Raw genomic sequence first — 18,499 nt, 5'->3', positions numbered from 1 at the left:
CTTACCGTGCGCGCCCCGGCGGCGGCGTCCGCGGAGCACCAGCTCCGGGGCTGCAACGCTCAGTCGAACCAGGAGTGGAACCTGGGCCGACCCGTAGCACCTGATCGGCCAGGCTGTGGCCGACGGCTCCCGCCGTCGGCCACACCCGCGCTCACAGCACCGGGCTCACAGCGCCTGGCGCAGCCAGTCCACCACGCCGCCGACGTGCACCGCCGACCGCGTCCTGGCTCCCTCCACGTCGTGCGCGACCAGCGCGTCGAGCAGCCCGCGGTGCTCGGCCATGGTGCGCTCCACCGCCTGCGCCTGCGTGACACCCCGCCAGACCCGGGCCCGGGCGGTCCGGTGCGCGAGCGAGTCCAGCAGCGAGGCGAGTACGGAGTTGCCGCCCGCCCGGGCGATCAGGCGGTGGAACTCCAGGTCGTTGGCCACCAGTTCCTCGATCGTCGGGTCCGGCCCGACCGAGTCGAGCAGCTCGGCCAGCTCGGCCAACTGCGCCTCGGTCGCCCACTGGGCGGCCAGCGCGGAGGCGGCCGACTCCAGCACCGCCCGCACCTGGAACAGCTCCACCACCGACTCGTCCTGGTGCAGGTCCAGGATGAAGGTGAGCGCCTCCAGGAGCAGCGACGGCTCCAGGCTGGTCACGTAGGTGCCGTCGCCCTGGCGCACGTCCAGGACGTTGAGCAGCGACAACGCCTTCACCGCCTCCCGGAGCGAGTTCCGGGACAGGCCCAGCTGGGCCGCCAGGTCGGGCTCCTTGGGCAGCCGGTCACCGGGCTTGAGCCGGCCGGAGAGGATCATCGCCTTGATCTTCTCGATCGCCTCGTCCGTCACGGCCACGACTGTGCCTCCCAGTGATCCGATGTCTGACCGGACATTATGCACGGTGGGCAGCCGGCCGCCCGAGCCGGTCGTCAGGCTACGGGCAGCAGGGTCGGGTCCGCGATGATCCGGCGGACGGTCAGCAGCGCCGCACCGAGCAGGGCGCCGCGCCGCCCGAGCGCCGAGCAGTGCAGGGCCTCGGGGTCCCAGGGCCGGACGGTGACGCGGGCGGCGAGCTCCGCGCGGACCGCCGGCAACAGCCACTCCCCGAGTTCGGCGTAGGCGCCGCCCAGGACCAGGGCGTCCGGATCGATCAGGTTCACCGCCGAGGCGAGGGCGAGGCCCAGGGCGCGCCCGGCCCGGTCCAGGGCCCGCAGGGCCGCCGGGTCCCCGGCTGCCGCCCGATCGGCCAGCAGGACGACCGGGTCGGCGGTGGCCGCGAGCCCGGCCTCGCGCAGCACCGCCGCCTCGCCCGCGTACTGCTCCAGGCATCCGCGCGCACCGCAGGGGCAGGGCACGCCGTCCGGGTCGACCGGTATGTGGCCGAGCTCGCCGGCGAAGCCCCGGGCGCCGCGGAACAGCTGCCCGTCGACGATCAGGGCGGCGCCGATCCCGGCCTCGGCGGAGACGTGCACGAAGGTCTCGGCGCCGTGCTCGGCCTGCCAGTACTCGGCCAGCGCACCGAGGTTGGCCTCGTTCTCGGGGACCGGCACGGTGTCCGGGTCGGGCCAGTGGTCGGCGGGCCGGACCGCGTGCCAGCCGAGGTTGGGGGCGTGCTCGATCAGGCCCTGCCGCGCGGTCGGCACCACCCCGGGCACGGCCAGCACCCGGCCCTCGACGTGCAGTCCGAGCCCGGCCGCCTCGGCCTGCGCCTCGGCGCCCAGCTCGGCGAGCTCCGCCAGCACCCGCCGGGCCGGCCGGCCCGCGTTGGCCCGCTCCACTCGCCGCCACACCCGGGACTCGCCGCGCAGGTCCACGACGCACGCGCCCAGGTGCGAGACGCCGACCTCCAGTCCGAGGCCCGCCGGTCCGCAGCTGCTCACGGCCAGCGCCCGGCCGGGCCGGCCGACCCGGCCGCTCGGCGCGGTCTCCAGCTCGGTCAACGCGCCGCGCCCGATCAGTTCGTCGACGAGCGAGGAGACCGCCGCCCTGGTCAGCCCGGTGAGCCCGGCCACGTCCGCCCGGGAGAGCGGGCCCTGCCCGGCGACCGCGTCGGCGACCGTGCCGAGGACCACCGCGAGGTTCTGCCGGCGCATGTCCTGCTGCGAGGCCGGCCCGGCCTCCGGGTTCCTGTTCCCTGCGCCGACCGCCACCGCGCGCCTTCCCTCCTACCGCTCCCGTGCCGGGGCGCCCTGCAGCGCTCCCGCCCGACGCAGGGTATCGGTGATCCTCTCAAGCGCCTCGCCGTCGCGTGCCACCGGCTCCAGCAGCAGGCCCTCCGCGGTCCGCCAGCGGCGGGCCACCGCGTCGGCCGGCTCGCCGGTCAGCAGGGCGGCGGCCTGGGCGGCGGCGCCGAGCGCGACCAGTTCCCCGGCGGCCGGCACCTGGACGGCGCGGCCGCTCAGGCGCAGCACGGTGCGCTGCCAGGCCTGCCCGCGGGCGCCGCCGCCGATCAGGACCAACGGCACGTCCAGGTCGGGGCTCTCCCCCGCCGAGCGCAGCACGTCGTCCAGCGCGGTGAGCAGCGCGTGGGCGGCGCCGTCGTAGGCGGCCTGGAGCAGCTGGCCGGGGGTGGTGTCGTGGCGCAGGCCGTGCACCAGGCCGGAGGCGCCGGGCAGGTCCGGGGTGCGCTCGCCGTCCAGGTAGGGCAGCACCACGGCCGTGCCGCCGTCCTCGACCTGCTCGCGGTCGCGGCCGAGCAGGGCGGCGAAGCGGTCGACGGCCAGCGTGCAGTTCAGCGTGCAGGCGAGTGGCAGCCAGCCGCCGAGGGCGTCGGCGAAGCCTGCGACGGTGCCGCTCGCATCGGTGGGGCGCTCGCGGCCGACGGCGTAGACGGTGCCGGAGGTGCCGAGGCTCAGGACCGGCTGGCCGGGCGGCAGGCCGAGACCGAGCGCGGCGGCCATGTTGTCGCCGGTCCCGGTGGCGACCAGCGCCCCCCGGCGCAGGGCCAGGCCGGGGCGGACGAAGCCGACGGCCGAGCCCGGTTCGAGGACCGGCGGCAGGAGCGCGGGGTCGAGGCCGATCCGGTCGAGGATCTCCCGGTCGTAGCCGTCCGGGCCCCACCAGCCGGTGCCGGAGGCGTCACCGCGGTCCGTGGCCGCCTCGCCGGTCAGGCGTTCCGTCAGGAAGTCGTGGGGCAGCCGGACGGCCGCGACCCGGTCGGCGGCGGCGGGCTCGTGGGCGCGCAGCCAGGCCCACTTGGCGGCCGTGAAGGCGGCGGTCGGGACGCTGCCGGTGCGGCGGGCGATCTCCGCCGGGCCGAACTCCGTCCGCAGCAGCTCGGCCTGGGGGGCGGACCGGACGTCGTTCCAGAGCAGGGCCGGGCGGACCGGCCGGCCCGCCGCGTCGAGGGCGACCAGTCCGTGCTGCTGCCCGGCGATCGACACGGCCATCGCCCGGTCCGCCCACCCCGTCCCGGCGACCGCCTCGTCGAACGCCAGCCACCACTGTTCGGGATCGCTCTCGCGCCCGGCACCCGCACTGACCGTGTGTGCGGCGCGGCCCTGACCGAGCACGGTCCCGGTGGCGAGGTCGACGGCCAGGGCCTTCGTGGACTGGGTGGAGCTGTCCACCCCGATCACAACTCGCTGTCCTGCCATGCGCTCCTCCATCTGACGCGGTCCCAGGGGTTCCTTCGGACGCCTTGGCATACTAATTTGTTTTCCGCCCTGACAAACACCCCGACGAACAAACATCCCTCAGCAAGTGATCGGAGCCTTCCAATGACCAGCCTCCCCCTCGCCCCCACCCCCGCCGACAAGTTCACCTTCGGCCTGTGGACCGTGGGCTGGCAGGGCCGGGACCCGTTCGGCGACGCCACCCGCCCCGCTCTCGACCCGGTCGAGACCGTCCAGCGGCTCGCCGCACTCGGCGCCTACGGCGTCACCTTCCACGACGACGACCTGATCCCCTTCGGCTCGGGTGAGACCAAGCGGGAGAGCATCGTCAAGCGGTTCCGTTCCGCCCTGGACACGGCCGGCCTCAAGGTGCCGATGGCCACCACCAACCTCTTCACCCACCCCGTCTTCAAGGACGGCGCGTTCACCGCCAACGACCGCGACGTGCGCCGCTACGCGCTGCGCAAGACCATCCGCAACATCGACCTGGCGGCGGAGCTGGGAGCTTCGGTGTACGTCGCCTGGGGCGGGCGCGAGGGCGCGGAGTCCGGTGCGGCCAAGGACGTGCGCACCGCGCTGGACCGGCTGAAGGAGGCCTTCGACCTGCTCGGCGAGTACGTCGAGCAGCAGGGCTACGACCTGCGCTTCGCCATCGAGCCCAAGCCCAACGAGCCGCGCGGGGACATCCTGCTCCCCACCGTCGGCCACGCCCTGGCCTTCATCAACGAGCTGGAGCGTCCCGACCGGGTCGGCCTCAACCCGGAGGTCGGCCACGAGCAGATGGCCGGGCTGAACTTCGCGCACGGCATCGCCCAGGCCCTGTGGCACGGCAAGCTCTTCCACATCGACCTCAACGGCCAGTCCGGCATCAAATACGACCAGGACCTGCGCTTCGGCGCCGGCGACCTGCGCCAGGCCTTCTGGCTGGTCGACCTGCTGGAGTCCGCCGGCTACGACGGCCCCAAGCACTTCGACTTCAAGCCCCCGCGCACCGAGGACTTCGACGGCGTCTGGGCGTCGGCCGCCGCCTGCATGCGCAACTACCTGCTGCTCGCCGAGCGGGCCCGCGCCTTCCGCGCCGACCCCGAGGTCCAGGCCGCGCTGACGGCGTCCCGGCTGCCCGAGCTCGCCGCCCGCACCGCCGGGGACGGCCTGGCCGGACTGCTGGCCGACCGCAGCGCCTTCGAGGAGTTCGACGTGGACGCGGCGGCCGCCCGTGGCATGGCCTTCGAGCAGCTCGACCAGCTGGCCTACGAGCACCTGCTCGGCGCCCGCTGAACAACCGCCCGCCACTGCCCGGCGGGGCAGTGGCGGGCACCCACCCCCACCCACCCAGATCGGGACGCACCTGCCATGGCGAACACCACCCGAACCACCCGCTTACTCAGGTCTCTCCGGGCGCTGGCCCTGGCGGCGACGGTCGCCCTTGCCGGCCTGTCGGCCACCACCGCGCAGGCGGCGACCCCCAGCCAGTTCACGCCCGGGGCGAGCTGGAACGACCAGAACGGCAACCCGCTCCAGCTCCACGGACTCGGCATCGGGGTCACCCCCGATGGGCGCCCTTGCGCTGGGCGCGGGTGCGCAGGGCCGGCACACCGCCGCCGATGGCCAGCAGACCCACGCCGGTCAGCGGCAGCAGGTCGTTGGAGCCGGTGAAGGCGAGGTCGTGGGCCGACCCCCCGGTCGGGCCCGGCGAAGGCGCAGCCGAAGCCGACCCGGACGAGCCCGCGGCGCCCGCCGGCGCGGGCTGCCCCGCCCACGCGGACGGTGCCGCCGGAACGGGCGGCGCCATCGGCGCAGGCTTCCGTCTCCGTGCCATTGCCGTCCAACTCCGCACCCCTGTCGTGTGACTGCCTCGCTCACCGGTTCGGGAGCGCCGGGCATCGGCCGCACAGGCGTCCGAGGCACCTCTCGGACATGACCGACGCGGAATGGGCCGTCGTGCGCGACGCGATGCCCGTGCCGGGGTGGCTGGAGGGCCGGGGCGGGCGGCCGGAGGGCTACTGCCACCGGCAGCTGGTCGACGCGGCCCCCTACCTGGTCGCGGGCGGGTATCTTCGGGCTCGCTGAGCCGGTCGATCTGCGCGCGCACGTCCTCGGTCTGTGTTCGTGCGACCTGCTCCCGGTCGGTGATCTTCTCCGGGGCGGGCTTGTGCATCGGCGCCTCTTGACTACCGGTTCGAGAGTCCGAGCGGGGCCAATGCGGGGCGGTTTCAACCGGGCCCACCCCCTGATCGAGCTGCCTCCGGCCCGGGGTAGGCCGGGGCCAACGACCGGCGGGCCGTGGCTTGTTCCAGGTTTTCCGCGCTCTTGCGAGGCCTATCTCGCGCTCGCCCTGCCAGTGTTCGGTGAAAGGTGCGCCCGTTCGTGATCGGTCGGTGCCAGGTGAGAAGCGGGTGTCGTCCGCGGTTCGGGCGTGGCGGAGGGTTGGCCGAAGAAGTGGCTGACACCGCGTCGGATATCGGCTACTGATAGTGATGGACATTTCAGGGTTCTTGTACTGAACGGGAGCGGGAGGCGGGTTGCGTGCCACTGGGGCTCACTTGCGCCTGGACCCCGCTTCCAGCTCCGTATGGCCGCGTTCACGGCGGCCGCCTGATGTCCGGAATGCGACGCACTGCCGCGGACGTCAGAGCCCGCCGGGCTCGGCCGGGGTGTGCGGCCACGAACAGGAGCCCACCATGATGATGTCCTCGACCAGCCCTCCGATGACCGGCAGGAGGCGCCGCGGCCGCGGCCTCATGATCACCCTGGCCGCGTCCGGCGCGGTGGTGGCGGGCCTGCTGGTGCCCACGGCCGCGCAGGCGGCGTTCCCTGGCGGCAACGGAAAGATCTACTACCAGCAGTCGGGCAACGTGTTCTCGGTCAACCCCGACGGCACCGGCAACACCCAGCTCACCACCACCGGCGACGCCCAGTCCGGCGGGTACGCCAACCCGGCCGGCACCAAGATCGCCTTCCAGCGCTACACCACCTCCGACCAGGTCTGGACGGTCAACCCCGACGGCAGTGGGCTGACCCAGATCACCACCGGCAGCAGCGCCTACAGCGGGCTGCTGGGCTGGTCGCCGGACGGCAGCAAGCTGGTCTACGCCCCCGGCGGCACGCTGACGGTCATCAACGCCGACGGCACCAACCCGGTATCCCTGGGCGTGTCCTCCCCGTTCTCGGTGGACTGGTCCCCGGACGGCACCAAGATCGCCTACACCGACGGCAACGGCATCTCCACCATCCACCCCGACGGCACCGGACAGACCCTGCTGACCGCAGCTCCGGCCGGCCAGTTCGTCGGTTCGGCCAGCTGGTCCCCGGACGGCAGCAAACTCGCCTACTCCGCCAGCGACGGCAACGGCGGCCTCGGCCAGCTCTACACCATCCACGCCGACGGCACCGGACAGACCACGATCCTGGCCAACAGCACCGACAACGAAGGCTCGCTGTGGTCCCCGGACGGCACGAAGATCGCCTTCTACGCCGGAGGCCCGCTGGCCACCGTCAACCCCGACGGCACCGGCGAGACACCGGTCGGCACCACCAGCGCCTTCCCCACCGACTGGGCCCCCGTCCCCGCCGCACCGGCCCCGACAGTGACCGGCTTAAGCCCGGTGCACGGCCCTGAGGCCGGCGGCACCGTGGTGACGATCACCGGCACCGGCCTGACCGGGGCCACCGTCGCCTTCGGCACGACCCCGGCCGCCGCGGTGTCCTGCACCGCCACGTCCTGCACCGCCACCGCCCCGGCCCGCACCGACGCCACCGTGGACGTGACGGCCACCACCGCCGGCGGGACCAGCGCCACCAGCACGGCCGACCACTACACCTACGACGAACCCGCACCTGTGATCACTGGGATCAGCCCGGCCTCCGGCGACGCCACCGGCGGCACCACCGTCACGATCACCGGCACCGACTTCCTCGGCGCCACCGCCGTGCACTTCGGCACCGCCGCGGCCACGTCGTTCACCGTCACCAGCGACACCCAGATCACCGCCACCACCCCGGCCACCAGCACCCTGGGCCCGGTGGACGTCACCATAACCACCCCCGCCGGCACCAGCGCCACTTCGTCGGCGGACGAGTACTCCTTCGTCAACACCGTCGCCAAAGCCACCGCCGACGGCCGGATCGACGTCGGCGGCCACGATGCGAACATCTCCTTCACCGCCCGCCGCACCACCCCGGGCGGACCGGTCAAGGGCAACCTGACCTATAACAACCACGACGCCAACATCAAGATCAAACAAGCGGTCATCACGGCGTTTTACCTCACCACGGCGAACACCGCCTACGCCGCGGGCACCGCGCAGTGCACCATCAGCGGAACCACCAGCACCTGCCCGTTCACCCTCACCATCGTGGACAACGGCGACCACGGCGACGGCAAGCCCCACCTGGACACCGTCACCCTGACCTACAACACCACCACCGTCGGCGGCCGACTCGAAGACGGCCGGGTCGAGATCTCCCCGGAGACCGGAGGCAACGGCAACTCCGCCACGCGATTCGCCAGCCCGGCCACCACACCGGTCGACGCCACACCGATCAGCGCCGCCATGGACGGCGGGTTCTCCGCTTCCCTGCTGGGCGTCACCCTGACCGGCGGACGCTGCGCCACCGCCGCCCTGGCCTACACCGACGGCACCGCCTACGGCGACACCACCTGCCGGCTGCTGGGCCTGCTCGGCGTCGACATCGACCTCGACCTGCACCTCACCGGCGCCACCCTGGGCACCGGCGCCACCTCCGCCACCGTCACCGGAACTTCCACCGTCACCGTAGCCGGCCTCCTGCCGGTCACCCTCCCGGCCACCGAGGTCCTCACCAGCACCGGCACCACCGGACTCCAGCTCACGGTGGGAGGGGTGAGCCTGCCCGCACTGCCCATCGGCACCGGTGCCATCCAGATCGGCTAACCACCTACGCCGCATACGACCCGAACAACCGCCCCGCCGCCGCCCGCGGCGGGGCGCGAGGTCAGCACACCCTTGCTGTAGCAGGAGAAGGGCAGTGCGACCAGGACCGCGGGCGGCCAGCCGGCGCCGCTCTGACCGTCGGCACGGTAGCCGTCCTCGAAGGCTGAGAGATCGAGCTCCTCGAACCCCTCGAGCACTCTCCAGGAGCAAGTGCCCGGGCGGCAGCCACTCCCGGACACTCCTCGGCATCTCAAGATCACTTTCACGGTTGCAAGCCAGGAAGTTGGAGTAGCTAGCCCTTGCTCCATCGATCTTGGTGATCGTGAGTTCGAGTCTGCCGACTCAGTCGGGTGATCTTCTGGTCGGCAGGGCTTGGAAGTGGGGCTTCCCGCACAGCTCGTGGGTGTCGAATCCAGCCGAGCAACAGGAGGCCCCTGATGCCGCAGGCTTCCGTCTCCGTGCCATTGCCGTCCAACTCCGCACCCCTGTCGTGTGACTGCCTCGCTCACCGGTTCGGGAATGCCGGGCATCGGCCGCACAGGCGTCCGAGGCACCTATCGGACATGACCGACGCGGAATGGGCCGTCGTGCGCGACGCGATACCCGTGCCGGGGTGGCTGGAGGGCCGGGGCGGGCGGCCGGAGGGCTACTGCCACCGGCAGCTGGTCGACGCGGCCCCCTACCTGGTCGCTGGCGGCATCGCCTGGAGGGCGGTGCCCGCGGACTTCCCCGCGTGGGACCGCGTGTACGCCTTCTTCCGACGCCGGCGCGGCACCCGCCTGGTGACCCAGTTCCACGACCGGCTGCGCGACGAGGTCCGCCAGGCGGCGGGCCGTGATGACGCAAGCGGCACATCCTGGTGGACACCCTCGGGATGCTGCTGGCCGTGATGGTCACCGCAGCCTGCGTCACCGACCGCGAGGCAGGCCGGACGCTGCTGGAGCGGCTGTGGCTGATGCACTCACGCCGCCTGGCCCGCGACTACGACCCGCACCGACACCTCCGAGGCGATGATCCGGTGGTCGATGAGCATGGTCATGAGCCGCCAACTCGCCCGGCGACCACACTGAGCCCCCGGCGGCCCGCGCAGGCCGTTCACTGGCCACCCCGGCCGGCGGCGCCTCCTCGCCTGCATGGCGTTCCGCCAGGACTTCGGCCACCGTCTGACGGGCGATCACGAACCGCTCCCACGCGGCTTCCTCCTCCTGCAGCTCGGCCTGCAGGACCTCCACCCGTTGCCGAGCAGCACGCTCGCGCTCCTCCAGCAACCCCATCACCGACGGCATCCGGCACCTCCACCCAAGAGACGACACGACACCCCGTCTCTGCTACCGAGGCACCGGCACTATGCCTGAACAGCGGAAACGTACGCGTCGCTCTCGGAAAGACAACGGCTTCTGATCGCCACTGATCCGCCAGCGCAGGGCGTTCTGGTAGGCGGCGTGGACGTCGTTGTAGAGCGTGGTGAAGTTCTGCGGAGCATCGCCTCCCCGGTGGACGACGGCTTGCGGGTTGGCCTTCCAGCCGCGCTGCGCGTGCTGGTAAGCGTGCGACAGCGACCCCGGCCGGAGCCGCCCGCGCCCGCGCCGCCTGGCGAAGTGCCAAGGCGGAGCGGGCCGTGGCCGTGAGCAGATCCCTGAACCCGGTTGGGTGCGCCGGCAGTTGGTGATGGGCATCGGGACTCGGCGTGGGCGTGACCGGGCAGGCCGGACTGCCGGGAGCTCCCCCGGGCTCCCGGCAGTGTGGTGGGCGGACGGGTCAGCCGAGGGTGGCCAGGTGTGCCCGATAGCCTGCCCCGAACGCGGTGGGGGTGCCGTCGTAGGAGGAGATCAGCGAGGGGCCGCTGGAGCAGTCCCAGGTGTTCCAGGTCCACGCCAGGTAGGAGATCCCGTGCTGGTCCAGCCAGGGCAGCAGGCTGTCCAGGTAGCCGTGTGCGCAGTCGCTCTCGCCGAGTTCGCCCGCGACCAGCGGCACGGCGGCCGCGACCGGGGCGATCTGGGAGTTCCAGCAGCTGGGCGAGGAGCAGGTGTTGAAGTTGTACGAGTGCCAGGAGGCGGCCAGCTGGTGCAGCGGGTCGACCGGCTCGTAGGCGAGCCACTGCGTGAGGTCGTTGGAGTACTCCATTCCGCCGAGCATCAGCACGTTGTCCGCGCCGGTGCCGCGCACCGCGTCCACCATCGCCTGCATGCCGGCCACTTGGTAGCCGATGCCGTTGCAGGTCCCACCGTCGCGCCAGCAGGCCCAGCCGCTCGTCTCGCTGCCGGTGGCACGGGAGGGGTAGGGCTCGTTGAACAGGTCGAAGACCGTGGCGTCGTCGCCCTTGAAGGTGGCGGCCACCGAGCGCCAGAACGGGATGGCGTTCGCGGCGTCCGGCATCGGCTTCTGGCAGGTGGCGGTGGCCGAGGCGCAGGCCGAGGAGTTGCCGGTGTAGGCGCCGTCGGTCCAGTGCAGGTCGAGAATGGTGGTGATGCCGTTGCTGTGCAGCAGCGCCACGTACGACTTGATCGCGTCGATGTAGGCGGCCCCGGCGTAGGCCGGCTGGACGTTGGCGAGACCGAGCCAGCAGTCCTCGTTCAGCGGGATCCGCAGGGCCGTGATGTGCCAGTTCTTGATGGCGTCGATCGAGGCCTGGTCGACCGGTCCGTCGAAGATGCCGTTGCCCTGCACGCAGGCGAACTCGGCGCCGGAGCGGTCGGCGCCGTGCAGGGTGACGGTGTGTCCGTTCGGGTCCTGGAGCTGGTTGCCGGCCACGTGCAGCGCGGGCGCGGGGCCACCGGGCGACGGCGTGCCGGTGGGAGTGGGTGTCGGCGTCGGGGTGGGCGTCGGGGTCGGGCTCGGGGTGGGCGTCGGGCCGGACTGCGGACCGCAGGTGGTGCCGTTGAGGGTGAAGGTGGTGGGGGTGGTGTTGGTGCCGCTGTAGCTGAAGTTGGCGCTGGTGGTGTAGGTGCTGCCGGGGTTGATGGTGGTGGCGTAGCCGGGGTTGGTGACGGTGACGGTGGTGCCGGTCTGGGTCCAGTTGCCGTTCCAGCCGTTGCTGAGGGTCTGGTTGCCGCTGTAGGCGTAGCTCAGCGTCCAGCCGTTGACCGGGGTGCTGCCGGTGTCGCTGATGGTGAGGTTGGCGGTGAACCCGCTGCCCCAGTCGTTGGTGCTGTAACTGACGCCGCAGGAGACGGTGCCCGCGGCGGCGGCGGGGGTGCCGAGGACGCCGCCGGCCGCGGCGGCCAGGGCGAGCGCGCTGATTGCGGCCGCGGCGAACGTGGTACGCGGGGTGAGTGGTCCCATGGGTGCGCTCCTAGGGAGCGGGGCCGACCGGTGGGTGGACCGGTCGGCCCCGTGGGGAGGGAGTGGATCAGCCGGCGGTGCAGGTCAGCGTCGGGGCGGTGTTGGCGCCCGAGTAGCTGCCCTGGAAGCCGAAGCTGGTGTTGGCGCCGGCCGCGATCGCGCCGTTGTAGCCCGCGTTGACGGCGCTGACCGAGCCGCCGGTCTGGGTGACGGTGGCGTTCCAGCTGTTGGTCAGCTGCTGGTTGCCGCCCCAGGTCCAGCCGACCTTCCAGGAGTTGGTGGCCGTGCTGCCGGTGTTGGTCACGGTGACGTTGGCGGTGAAGCCCGAGCCCCAGTCGTTGGCCACCGAGTAGCTCGCGGTGCAGCCGCTGCCGCCGGTGCCGCCGCCGCCCGCGGTGGTGGCGGTGACGGCGGCCGAGGCGGTGGAGACGTTGCCCGCGGCGTCGTGCGCGGTCACGGTGTACTGGTAGGCGGTGGCGGCGGTCAGCCCGCTGTCGGTGTAGCCGGTGGTGGTGCTGGTGGCGACCTTGGTGGCGTTGCGGTAGACGTCGTAGCCGGTGACGCCGACGTTGTCGGTGGAGGCGGTCCAGGAGAGCGAGACGCTGCTCGCGGTGGTGCCGGTGACGCTCAGTCCGGTCGGGCTGCTGGGCGGGGTGGTGTCGCCGCCGCCCGTCGTGGAGCCGAACGAGGGGTAGGCGTTCTGCACCAGCTGCTGGAACTGCGCGCCGAACCACTGGCCGGCCGGGACGTCGTAGCCGGGGATGGCGTCGGTCGGGTAGGTGTTGGTGCCGTCGGTCTGGGTGCCGTTCGGGTCGCAGTGCGGGTCGCCGTGCGGGTGGGTGGCGGTCGGGTAGTCGCCGTCCGACTCGCCCGGGGGCTTCACCCAGAGGAAGGCGATGATCGGGTTGGTCGATCCGTACGGCTGAGCCTGCGGCCGCGCGCCGATGCCCGCGCCGTTGATGTTGCACCAGTCGCCGCGGAACGGGCGCTGGTCCACCTTGTTCTGGGTGACGTAGTCGTTGACGTTGGTCGCGCCGGAGTTCAGCGCGGTGGGCCGGGAGCTGCCGCCCCAGCCGTTGCGCGAGGTGTCGACCAGCATGCCGATGGTGCTCGGGAAGCCGTCGGAGACCAGGGTCGAGTACATCTGGGTGTCGTAGGTGTACTCGTCGAAGTCCGGGTTCCACTGGTAGAAGTTGGCGGACTTCACCGGCTGGCCGCCGACCTGCTGGTCGGGGTTGGTGAGGAACGGCTCGTTCAGCGGGGTGGTGTTGGCCGTGTCGCTGATGAAGCCGTCCACGCTGGCGAAGCCGGCGTTCGTGGCCTTGGCGATCTTGGCAAACTCCTGCCCGGCCGGGCCCATGTTGCTCGACCAGCCGAGCCAGCCCGAGTGGCCGATGTCCAGGTAGTCGTAGACGTTGCCGATCGGGTGGAGCTTGTTCAGCGTGTACTCGACGCCGGACTCGTAGAACGGCGTGGCGGTGGCGCAGGCGGGCTTGCTCTGGTTGGTCACCGCGTTCGGCAACGAGTCCGGCTCGATGATCGCGGCGATCCGCAGCGAGGCGTACTTCGGGGCGGCGAGGATCGCGGCGATCGGGTCGACGTACTGGGTCTCGTACGTGGTCAGGCCGGCGGCGGTGGCGGGGACCTCGCCGTTGGAGGCGAGCGCCGCGCAGTCGCGTCCGGGCAGGTCGTAGATGACCACCTGGACGACCACCGGAGTGTTGCCGGCCGCCGCCTGGGCCAGGGCGTGGTCCAGGTGGGCGCTCAGCCCCAGGCGGCCGCCGTCGCCGGCGATGGCGCCGATGTGGTCCATCCAGACGGCGGTGGAGTTGCCCGCCACCTTGGCCTCGGTGGCGCCCAACGCACCGCCGTCGGCCGTGGCCTGGGCGTTGACCTCGGAGGTGAAGTCCGGGTTCAGGTAGCCGGTCGCGCCGACGAACGGGTTGGTCAGATGGGTGGTGGCGGCGTGCGCGGCTTGCGCGCCGACCATCGGGACTAGGGCCGCGGCGCCGAGCACGGCCGCGGCGGCGGCCGTCCGGAGTCTGCGTAACGTGGGGAGATGCACAGGTCGGGTCCCTTCGGGTGGGAATGCGTGGTGGCCCGGTTGGTGCCTTGGCGGATGCTGCGGGCGAGGCCAGGGCGTCCCCGGTCGAGCGCTCCGATCCGAGCGAGCCGTGGGAGCGCTTCCACTTGTCCGGCAGACTGCGTCACCGGTGCCGAATCACATAAAGCCAGGATGACGAAGGGCCGTCAAGAGCAAAAGCCGAGACGGTCCGATCGAAATGGGCACGCTCCCATGAACACGATGTAACTTACCCGTTGCGAGTCCGAGTCGTCGGCGACCGTCCGCGCTGGTCGGCGCCGCGATCGCGCCGGGAGAGCCGGGTGGGCGACGGGCGGCGGCGTTTACGGAGCCCATCGGTCGCGGCACGCTGCGCCACACGGGACCGGGCAGCAGGCCCACCCGTGCTCCCCCACACTCCGGAGGTCGCGCATGCGACGCAAGACCCTGCGCTCCCGCGCCCCAGCCCGCACCCTCGCCTCGGTCAGCGCGCTCGCCCTGGCCGCCGCGGCCGGCGGCGTCCTCGGCACCCCCGCCGCCGCCGCGGGCACCGTCTCCTGCGGCGTCAGTTACAGCACCAACGACTGGGGCAGCGGGTTCACCGCCAACCTCACCATCAGCGACACCGGCAGCACCCCGGTCAACGGCTGGACGCTGAGCTACGCCTACAGCGGCAACCAGACCCTCAGCAACGGCTGGAACGGCAACTGGACCCAGACCGGCACCACCGTCACCGTCACCAACCCCGGCTACGCCACCACCATCAACCCCGGCAGCACCTACACCACCAGCGCCAACTTCAGCTACAGCGGCACCAACACCACCCCCACCACCTTCACCCTCAACGGCACCACCTGCCACGGGGCCAACCAGGCACCGACCGTCTCGCTCACGTCCCCGGCGGCCGGGCGGACCTTCACGCCCGGCTCCACCGTCCCGCTCGCGGCCACCGCGGCGGATGCCGACGGGAGCGTCGCCAAGGTGGACTTCTACGCCAGTACCGGCCCGGGCAACAACACCCTGATCGGCACCGCCACCACCGCGCCCTACCAGTTCAGTTGGGCGAACGTCCCGGCCGGCGACTACTCGCTGACCGCGGTGGCGACCGACAACCTGGGCGCCACCACCACGTCCGCCCCCGTGGCGATCAAGGTGGCCGGGCCCAGCGTGCTGGTCAACCCGACGACCCTGGCGGTGCAGCAGGGCAGCAGCGGAACCTTCACCGTCGCGCTCTCCCAGGCGCCGGCCGCCAACGTGACCGTGGCGGTGACCCGTTCGGGCAGCGACAGCGACCTGTCGGTCCAGTCCGGCGGAACCCTGACGTTCACCCCGGCCAACTGGAACACCCCGCAGACCGTGACCCTCGCGGCCGGCACGGACGCCGGGCAGGCCGGCGGCACCGCCACCTTCACCGCCGCCGCCACCGGCTACGGCTCGGCCTCGGTCACCGTGACCGAGGCGGCGAAGAGTTCGGGGTACGACACGTACTTCCTCGACCTCTACAGCACGATGAAGAACCCGGCCAACGGCTACTTCAGCCCGCTCGGCATCCCCTACCACTCGGTGGAGACGCTGATCGTCGAGGCCCCCGACTACGGTCACGAGACCACGTCGGAGACCTACAGCTACTGGCTCTGGCTGGAGGCCGACTACGGCCGGGTGACCGGCGACTGGACCGGCTTCAACAACGCCTGGACCAGCCTGGAGACGTACATGATCCCCGGGCACGCCGACCAGCCCGGGCAGAACACCTACAACCCGTCCAAGCCGGCCACCTACGGTCCCGAGAAGGCCCAGCCGGACCAGTACCCGGTCAAGCTGAACTCCTCGGTCCCGGTCGGCAGCGACCCGCTGGCCAACGAGCTGTCCACCACCTACGGCAGCTCGGACATGTACTCGCCGGCCTGGATCATGGACACCGACAACAAGTACGGCTTCGGCCGCTGCGAGGACGGCAGCACCAAGCCCAGCCTGATCAACACCTACCAGCGCGGCCCGCAGGAGTCGGTCTGGGAGACCGTCCCGCAGCCCGACTGCGACGTGCTCAAGTACGGCGAGTCCGGCTCGGGCTTCCTCAGCCTCTTCAACGACGGCGGTGGCTCCTACTCCAAGCAGTACAAGTACACCGACGCGCCGGACGCGGACGCCCGCCTGGTCCAGGTCGCCTACTGGGCGGAGACCTACGCCAAGGCGCAGAACAAGAGCACGACGATCAGCGGCACCGTCGCCAAGGCGTCCAAGCTCGGGGACTTCCTGCGCTACGCGCTCTACGACAAGTACTTCAAGCAGGCCGGCAACTGCAACGGGTCGATGAGCTGCCCCGCCGGCACCAGCAAGGCCAACGAGCAACTCGGTCTGCTGACCTGGTACTTCGCCTGGGGCGGTGACACCGGCGGAGCGTGGTCCTGGCGGATCTCCGGCTCCACCGCGCACCAGGGCTACCAGAACCCGATGGCGGCCTGGGCGCTCTCCACCGATCCCGGTCTGGAGCCCAAGTCGCCCAGCGCGGCCACCGACTGGTCCGGCAGCCTGGACAAGCAGCTGCAGTTCTACCAGTGGCTGCAGTCCACCGAAGGCGGCATCTCCGGCGGCGCCACCAACAGCTGGGGCGGCGACTACGGCGACGACGCGGCGCCCCCGGCCGGCGACCCCACCTTCTACGGCCTGTCCTACGACTCGCAGCCGGAGTACCACGACCCGGCCAGCAACCAGTGGTTCGGCTTCCAGACCTGGTCGATGGAACGGGTGGCCGAGTACTACTACGCCACCGGCGACGCCCGGGCCAAGAGCGTGCTGGGCAAGTGGATCCCGTGGGCGATGTCGGTCAGCAAGGCCGACCCGGCCACCGGCACCCTCACCACGCCCGACACCCTCACCTGGACCGGCGCGCCGGACACCTGGAACGCCACCAGCCCCGGCGCCAACGCGAGCCTGCACGTGACGGCCGCCGGCGCGGACACGGACCTCGGCGTGGCCGGCTCGCTCGCCAAGACCCTCTCGTACTACGCGGCGAAGGCCGGTGACGGCTCGGCGCAGAAGTTCGCCCAGAACATCCTGGACATCATTCACGCCAAGTACGCCGACCCGCTCGGCTACTCGGCACCGGAGACCCGGACCGACTACAGCCGCTTCACCCAGCCCTACGACCCCTCGACCCACCAGGGCCTGTACATCCCGCCGGGCTGGACCGGGAGCTACCCGGACGGGACGCAGCTCAGCTCGTCCACCGACACCTTCCTGTCCATCCGGCCCTGGTACACCAGTGACCCGCAGTGGTCCAAGGTGCAGAGCTACCTGAACGGCGGCGCAGCACCGGTGTTCAGCTACCACCGGTTCTGGGCCGAGGCGGACATCGCCACGGCCTTCGACACCTTCGCCCAGCTCTTCCCGACGGTGAACCCGGGCAGTTGACGCCACGTCAGGCCATTCCCGGGAGCCCACCGGGGCGGTGCCGTGCGGGGTGTTCCCGCACGGCACCGCCGGTTGCCCGGCCGGCCGTCAACCGGCCGAGTCGCGCAGCACCAGACTGGTCGGGAGCACCAGGGAGGCCGTCCGGTCCGGCCCGTCCAGCACCATCTCCAGGGCCCGAGCGCCGAGTTGCTCCACCGGCTGGTGCACCGTGGTCAGCCGGGGCCGGGCCCGGGCCGCCGCCGGCACGTCGTCGAAGCCGATCACGGCGACCTGGTCCGGCACCCGGCGCCCGAGCCGCCGCAGCACCCGCAGGGCGCCCATCGCCATCGGGTCGGAGGCGACGAACACCGCCTCCAGGACCGGGCGTTGCTGCAGAAGCCGGAGCATCGCGTGTTCTCCGGAAACGCCGGAGAAGTCACCGTAGGCGACCGCCGGCCGGAAGGCCGGCCCGGCCTCCGCCACCGCCTGCCGGTAGCCCGCCAGCCGGTCCGCGCCCACGGCGGTGTCCGGCGGTCCGGCGATGGTCGCCACCGAACGCCGTCCGCTCTCGCACAACCACAGAGCGGCGGCCCGGGCACCGCTCAGGTTGGCCACGTCCACGTACGCCGCCGCCCCCGCCCGCACCGGACGGCCCACCGAGACCACCGGCACGCCGGCCGCCCGCAGCAGGCGCGGCAACTCCGCGTCCTCCCACGCGCCGACCAGCAGCACCCCGTCCACGTGCCCGCCGCACAGGTGTCGCAGCAGGGTGGGTCGTTGCGCGCGCTCGGGGACGGTGAAGACCGCCAACTCCCGCTCCAGGCCGGCCGCGGCATGGCGCAGCCCGGCCAGCAGCCGGTGGTGGAATGGGTCGGCGTGGGAGCGGAGCGGATCCGCGAAGACGACCACCGCCACCACGCCGGTGCCCCGGCCGCGCGGCGCTCGGCGCCGCACATAGGTCAACTCCCGGGCTGCGTCGACCACTCGGGCGGCTACTGCGGCGGAGACCGGTGCGGACCGGCTCAGTACCCGGGAGGCGGTCGCGGTGGAGACGCCCGCTCGCCGGGCGACCTCGGCGAGGGTGGCGGGTGCGCGGGCGGGCACGGGTACCGCTACGGGTGCGGGTGCGATGGTGGCCGGCGGCTCGGGGGTGGTGTCGGGCTGCTGCATGCGGGCGGACCTCGCCTGTCGGGGGAGGAGGAGATCGGACGGCGACAGCGCGCGCCGCCCGCTACGCCGCGCCAAGTCACCATCGC

At 72.3% G+C, this 18,499-nt stretch carries 12 protein-coding genes; 5 read left to right on the top strand and 7 right to left on the bottom strand.

Annotated features, from left to right (window positions below):
- Positions 1 to 165 precede the first annotated feature (165 nt).
- From BS80_RS29585 to xylB, 3 genes are all read right to left on the bottom strand, one after another.
- Positions 166 to 837, bottom strand: coding sequence for a FadR/GntR family transcriptional regulator (locus tag BS80_RS29585; protein ID WP_035803779.1), 672 nt, complete (start codon positions 835 to 837; stop codon positions 166 to 168).
- 74 nt (positions 838 to 911) lie between these two features.
- Positions 912 to 2,075 carry an ROK family protein gene (locus tag BS80_RS29580; RefSeq protein ID WP_083975573.1) on the bottom strand — a complete coding sequence of 388 codons (1,164 nt, stop codon included), beginning with the start codon at positions 2,073 to 2,075 and terminating at the stop codon, positions 912 to 914.
- Between the two features lie 72 nt (positions 2,076 to 2,147).
- Entirely contained in the window at positions 2,148 to 3,578 is a 1,431-nt protein-coding gene (xylB, locus tag BS80_RS29575) for a xylulokinase (RefSeq protein WP_083975572.1), read from the bottom strand.
- Between the two features lie 123 nt (positions 3,579 to 3,701).
- Between xylB and xylA the strand changes: the two genes are divergently transcribed.
- Positions 3,702 to 4,874 (top strand): xylose isomerase, encoded by a 1,173-nt coding sequence (gene xylA, locus BS80_RS29570; RefSeq protein WP_035803773.1) that lies wholly within the window; start codon positions 3,702 to 3,704, stop codon positions 4,872 to 4,874.
- A 265-nt stretch (positions 4,875 to 5,139) separates the two neighbouring features.
- Here the strand turns inward: xylA and BS80_RS29560 are convergent, their stop codons facing one another.
- Positions 5,140 to 5,388, bottom strand: a complete 249-nt coding sequence (locus BS80_RS29560) for a hypothetical protein (RefSeq protein ID WP_035803770.1) — start codon at positions 5,386 to 5,388, stop codon at positions 5,140 to 5,142.
- Between the two features lie 125 nt (positions 5,389 to 5,513).
- Here BS80_RS29560 and BS80_RS43180 point away from each other — a divergent pair, with 125 nt between their 5' ends.
- The 3 genes from BS80_RS43180 to BS80_RS43170 all read left to right on the top strand — a co-directional run bounded on the left by BS80_RS43180 (position 5,514) and on the right by BS80_RS43170 (position 9,399).
- Positions 5,514 to 5,666, top strand: coding sequence for a transposase (locus tag BS80_RS43180; protein ID WP_232246690.1), 153 nt, complete (start codon positions 5,514 to 5,516; stop codon positions 5,664 to 5,666).
- 611 nt (positions 5,667 to 6,277) lie between these two features.
- Positions 6,278 to 8,509, top strand: a complete 2,232-nt coding sequence (locus BS80_RS43665; RefSeq protein WP_157536666.1) for an IPT/TIG domain-containing protein — start codon at positions 6,278 to 6,280, stop codon at positions 8,507 to 8,509.
- Between the two features lie 563 nt (positions 8,510 to 9,072).
- Positions 9,073 to 9,399 (top strand): transposase, encoded by a 327-nt coding sequence (locus BS80_RS43170; protein ID WP_051967354.1) that lies wholly within the window; start codon positions 9,073 to 9,075, stop codon positions 9,397 to 9,399.
- Positions 9,400 to 10,267: 868 nt separating this feature from the next.
- Here BS80_RS43170 and BS80_RS29535 read toward each other — a convergent pair.
- A complete protein-coding gene (locus BS80_RS29535; protein ID WP_051967353.1) occupies positions 10,268 to 11,791 on the bottom strand; it encodes a cellulase family glycosylhydrolase in 1,524 nt (507 codons plus the stop codon).
- A gap of 67 nt (positions 11,792 to 11,858) precedes the next feature.
- On the bottom strand, positions 11,859 to 13,856 hold the full coding sequence (locus tag BS80_RS29530) for a glycoside hydrolase family 6 protein (RefSeq protein ID WP_035803766.1): 1,998 nt from the start codon (positions 13,854 to 13,856) through the stop codon (positions 11,859 to 11,861).
- A gap of 429 nt (positions 13,857 to 14,285) precedes the next feature.
- Between BS80_RS29530 and BS80_RS29525 the strand changes: the two genes are divergently transcribed.
- On the top strand, positions 14,286 to 17,264 hold the full coding sequence (locus BS80_RS29525) for a glycoside hydrolase family 48 protein (protein ID WP_051967352.1): 2,979 nt from the start codon (positions 14,286 to 14,288) through the stop codon (positions 17,262 to 17,264).
- 87 nt (positions 17,265 to 17,351) lie between these two features.
- Here BS80_RS29525 and BS80_RS29520 read toward each other — a convergent pair whose 3' ends face one another.
- Positions 17,352 to 18,413 (bottom strand): LacI family DNA-binding transcriptional regulator, encoded by a 1,062-nt coding sequence (locus BS80_RS29520; RefSeq protein ID WP_083975529.1) that lies wholly within the window; start codon positions 18,411 to 18,413, stop codon positions 17,352 to 17,354.
- Positions 18,414 to 18,499: the final 86 nt, after the last annotated feature.

It is taken from the genome of Kitasatospora mediocidica KCTC 9733 (assembly GCF_000744225.1).
GTDB classification, from domain to species: domain Bacteria; phylum Actinomycetota; class Actinomycetes; order Streptomycetales; family Streptomycetaceae; genus Kitasatospora; species Kitasatospora mediocidica.
The sequence above is the reverse complement of the archived record's forward strand: the minus strand, read 5'-3'. Positions and strand labels throughout refer to the sequence as shown.

Excerpts from the sequence above, each read along its gene's own strand:
- BS80_RS29580 (WP_083975573.1), bottom strand. The coding sequence starts at position 2,075 with ATGCGCCGGCAGAACCTCGCGGTGGTCCTCGGCACGGTCGCCGACGCG.
- BS80_RS29560 (WP_035803770.1), bottom strand. The coding sequence starts at position 5,388 with ATGGCGCCGCCCGTTCCGGCGGCACCGTCCGCGTGGGCGGGGCAGCCC.
- BS80_RS43180 (WP_232246690.1), top strand. The coding sequence starts at position 5,514 with ATGACCGACGCGGAATGGGCCGTCGTGCGCGACGCGATGCCCGTGCCG.
- xylB (WP_083975572.1), bottom strand. The coding sequence starts at position 3,578 with ATGGCAGGACAGCGAGTTGTGATCGGGGTGGACAGCTCCACCCAGTCC.
- BS80_RS29520 (WP_083975529.1), bottom strand. The coding sequence starts at position 18,413 with ATGCAGCAGCCCGACACCACCCCCGAGCCGCCGGCCACCATCGCACCC.
- xylA (WP_035803773.1), top strand. The coding sequence starts at position 3,702 with ATGACCAGCCTCCCCCTCGCCCCCACCCCCGCCGACAAGTTCACCTTC.
- BS80_RS43170 (WP_051967354.1), top strand. The coding sequence starts at position 9,073 with ATGACCGACGCGGAATGGGCCGTCGTGCGCGACGCGATACCCGTGCCG.
- BS80_RS29535 (WP_051967353.1), bottom strand. The coding sequence starts at position 11,791 with ATGGGACCACTCACCCCGCGTACCACGTTCGCCGCGGCCGCAATCAGC.
- BS80_RS43665 (WP_157536666.1), top strand. The coding sequence starts at position 6,278 with ATGATGATGTCCTCGACCAGCCCTCCGATGACCGGCAGGAGGCGCCGC.
- BS80_RS29525 (WP_051967352.1), top strand. The coding sequence starts at position 14,286 with ATGCGACGCAAGACCCTGCGCTCCCGCGCCCCAGCCCGCACCCTCGCC.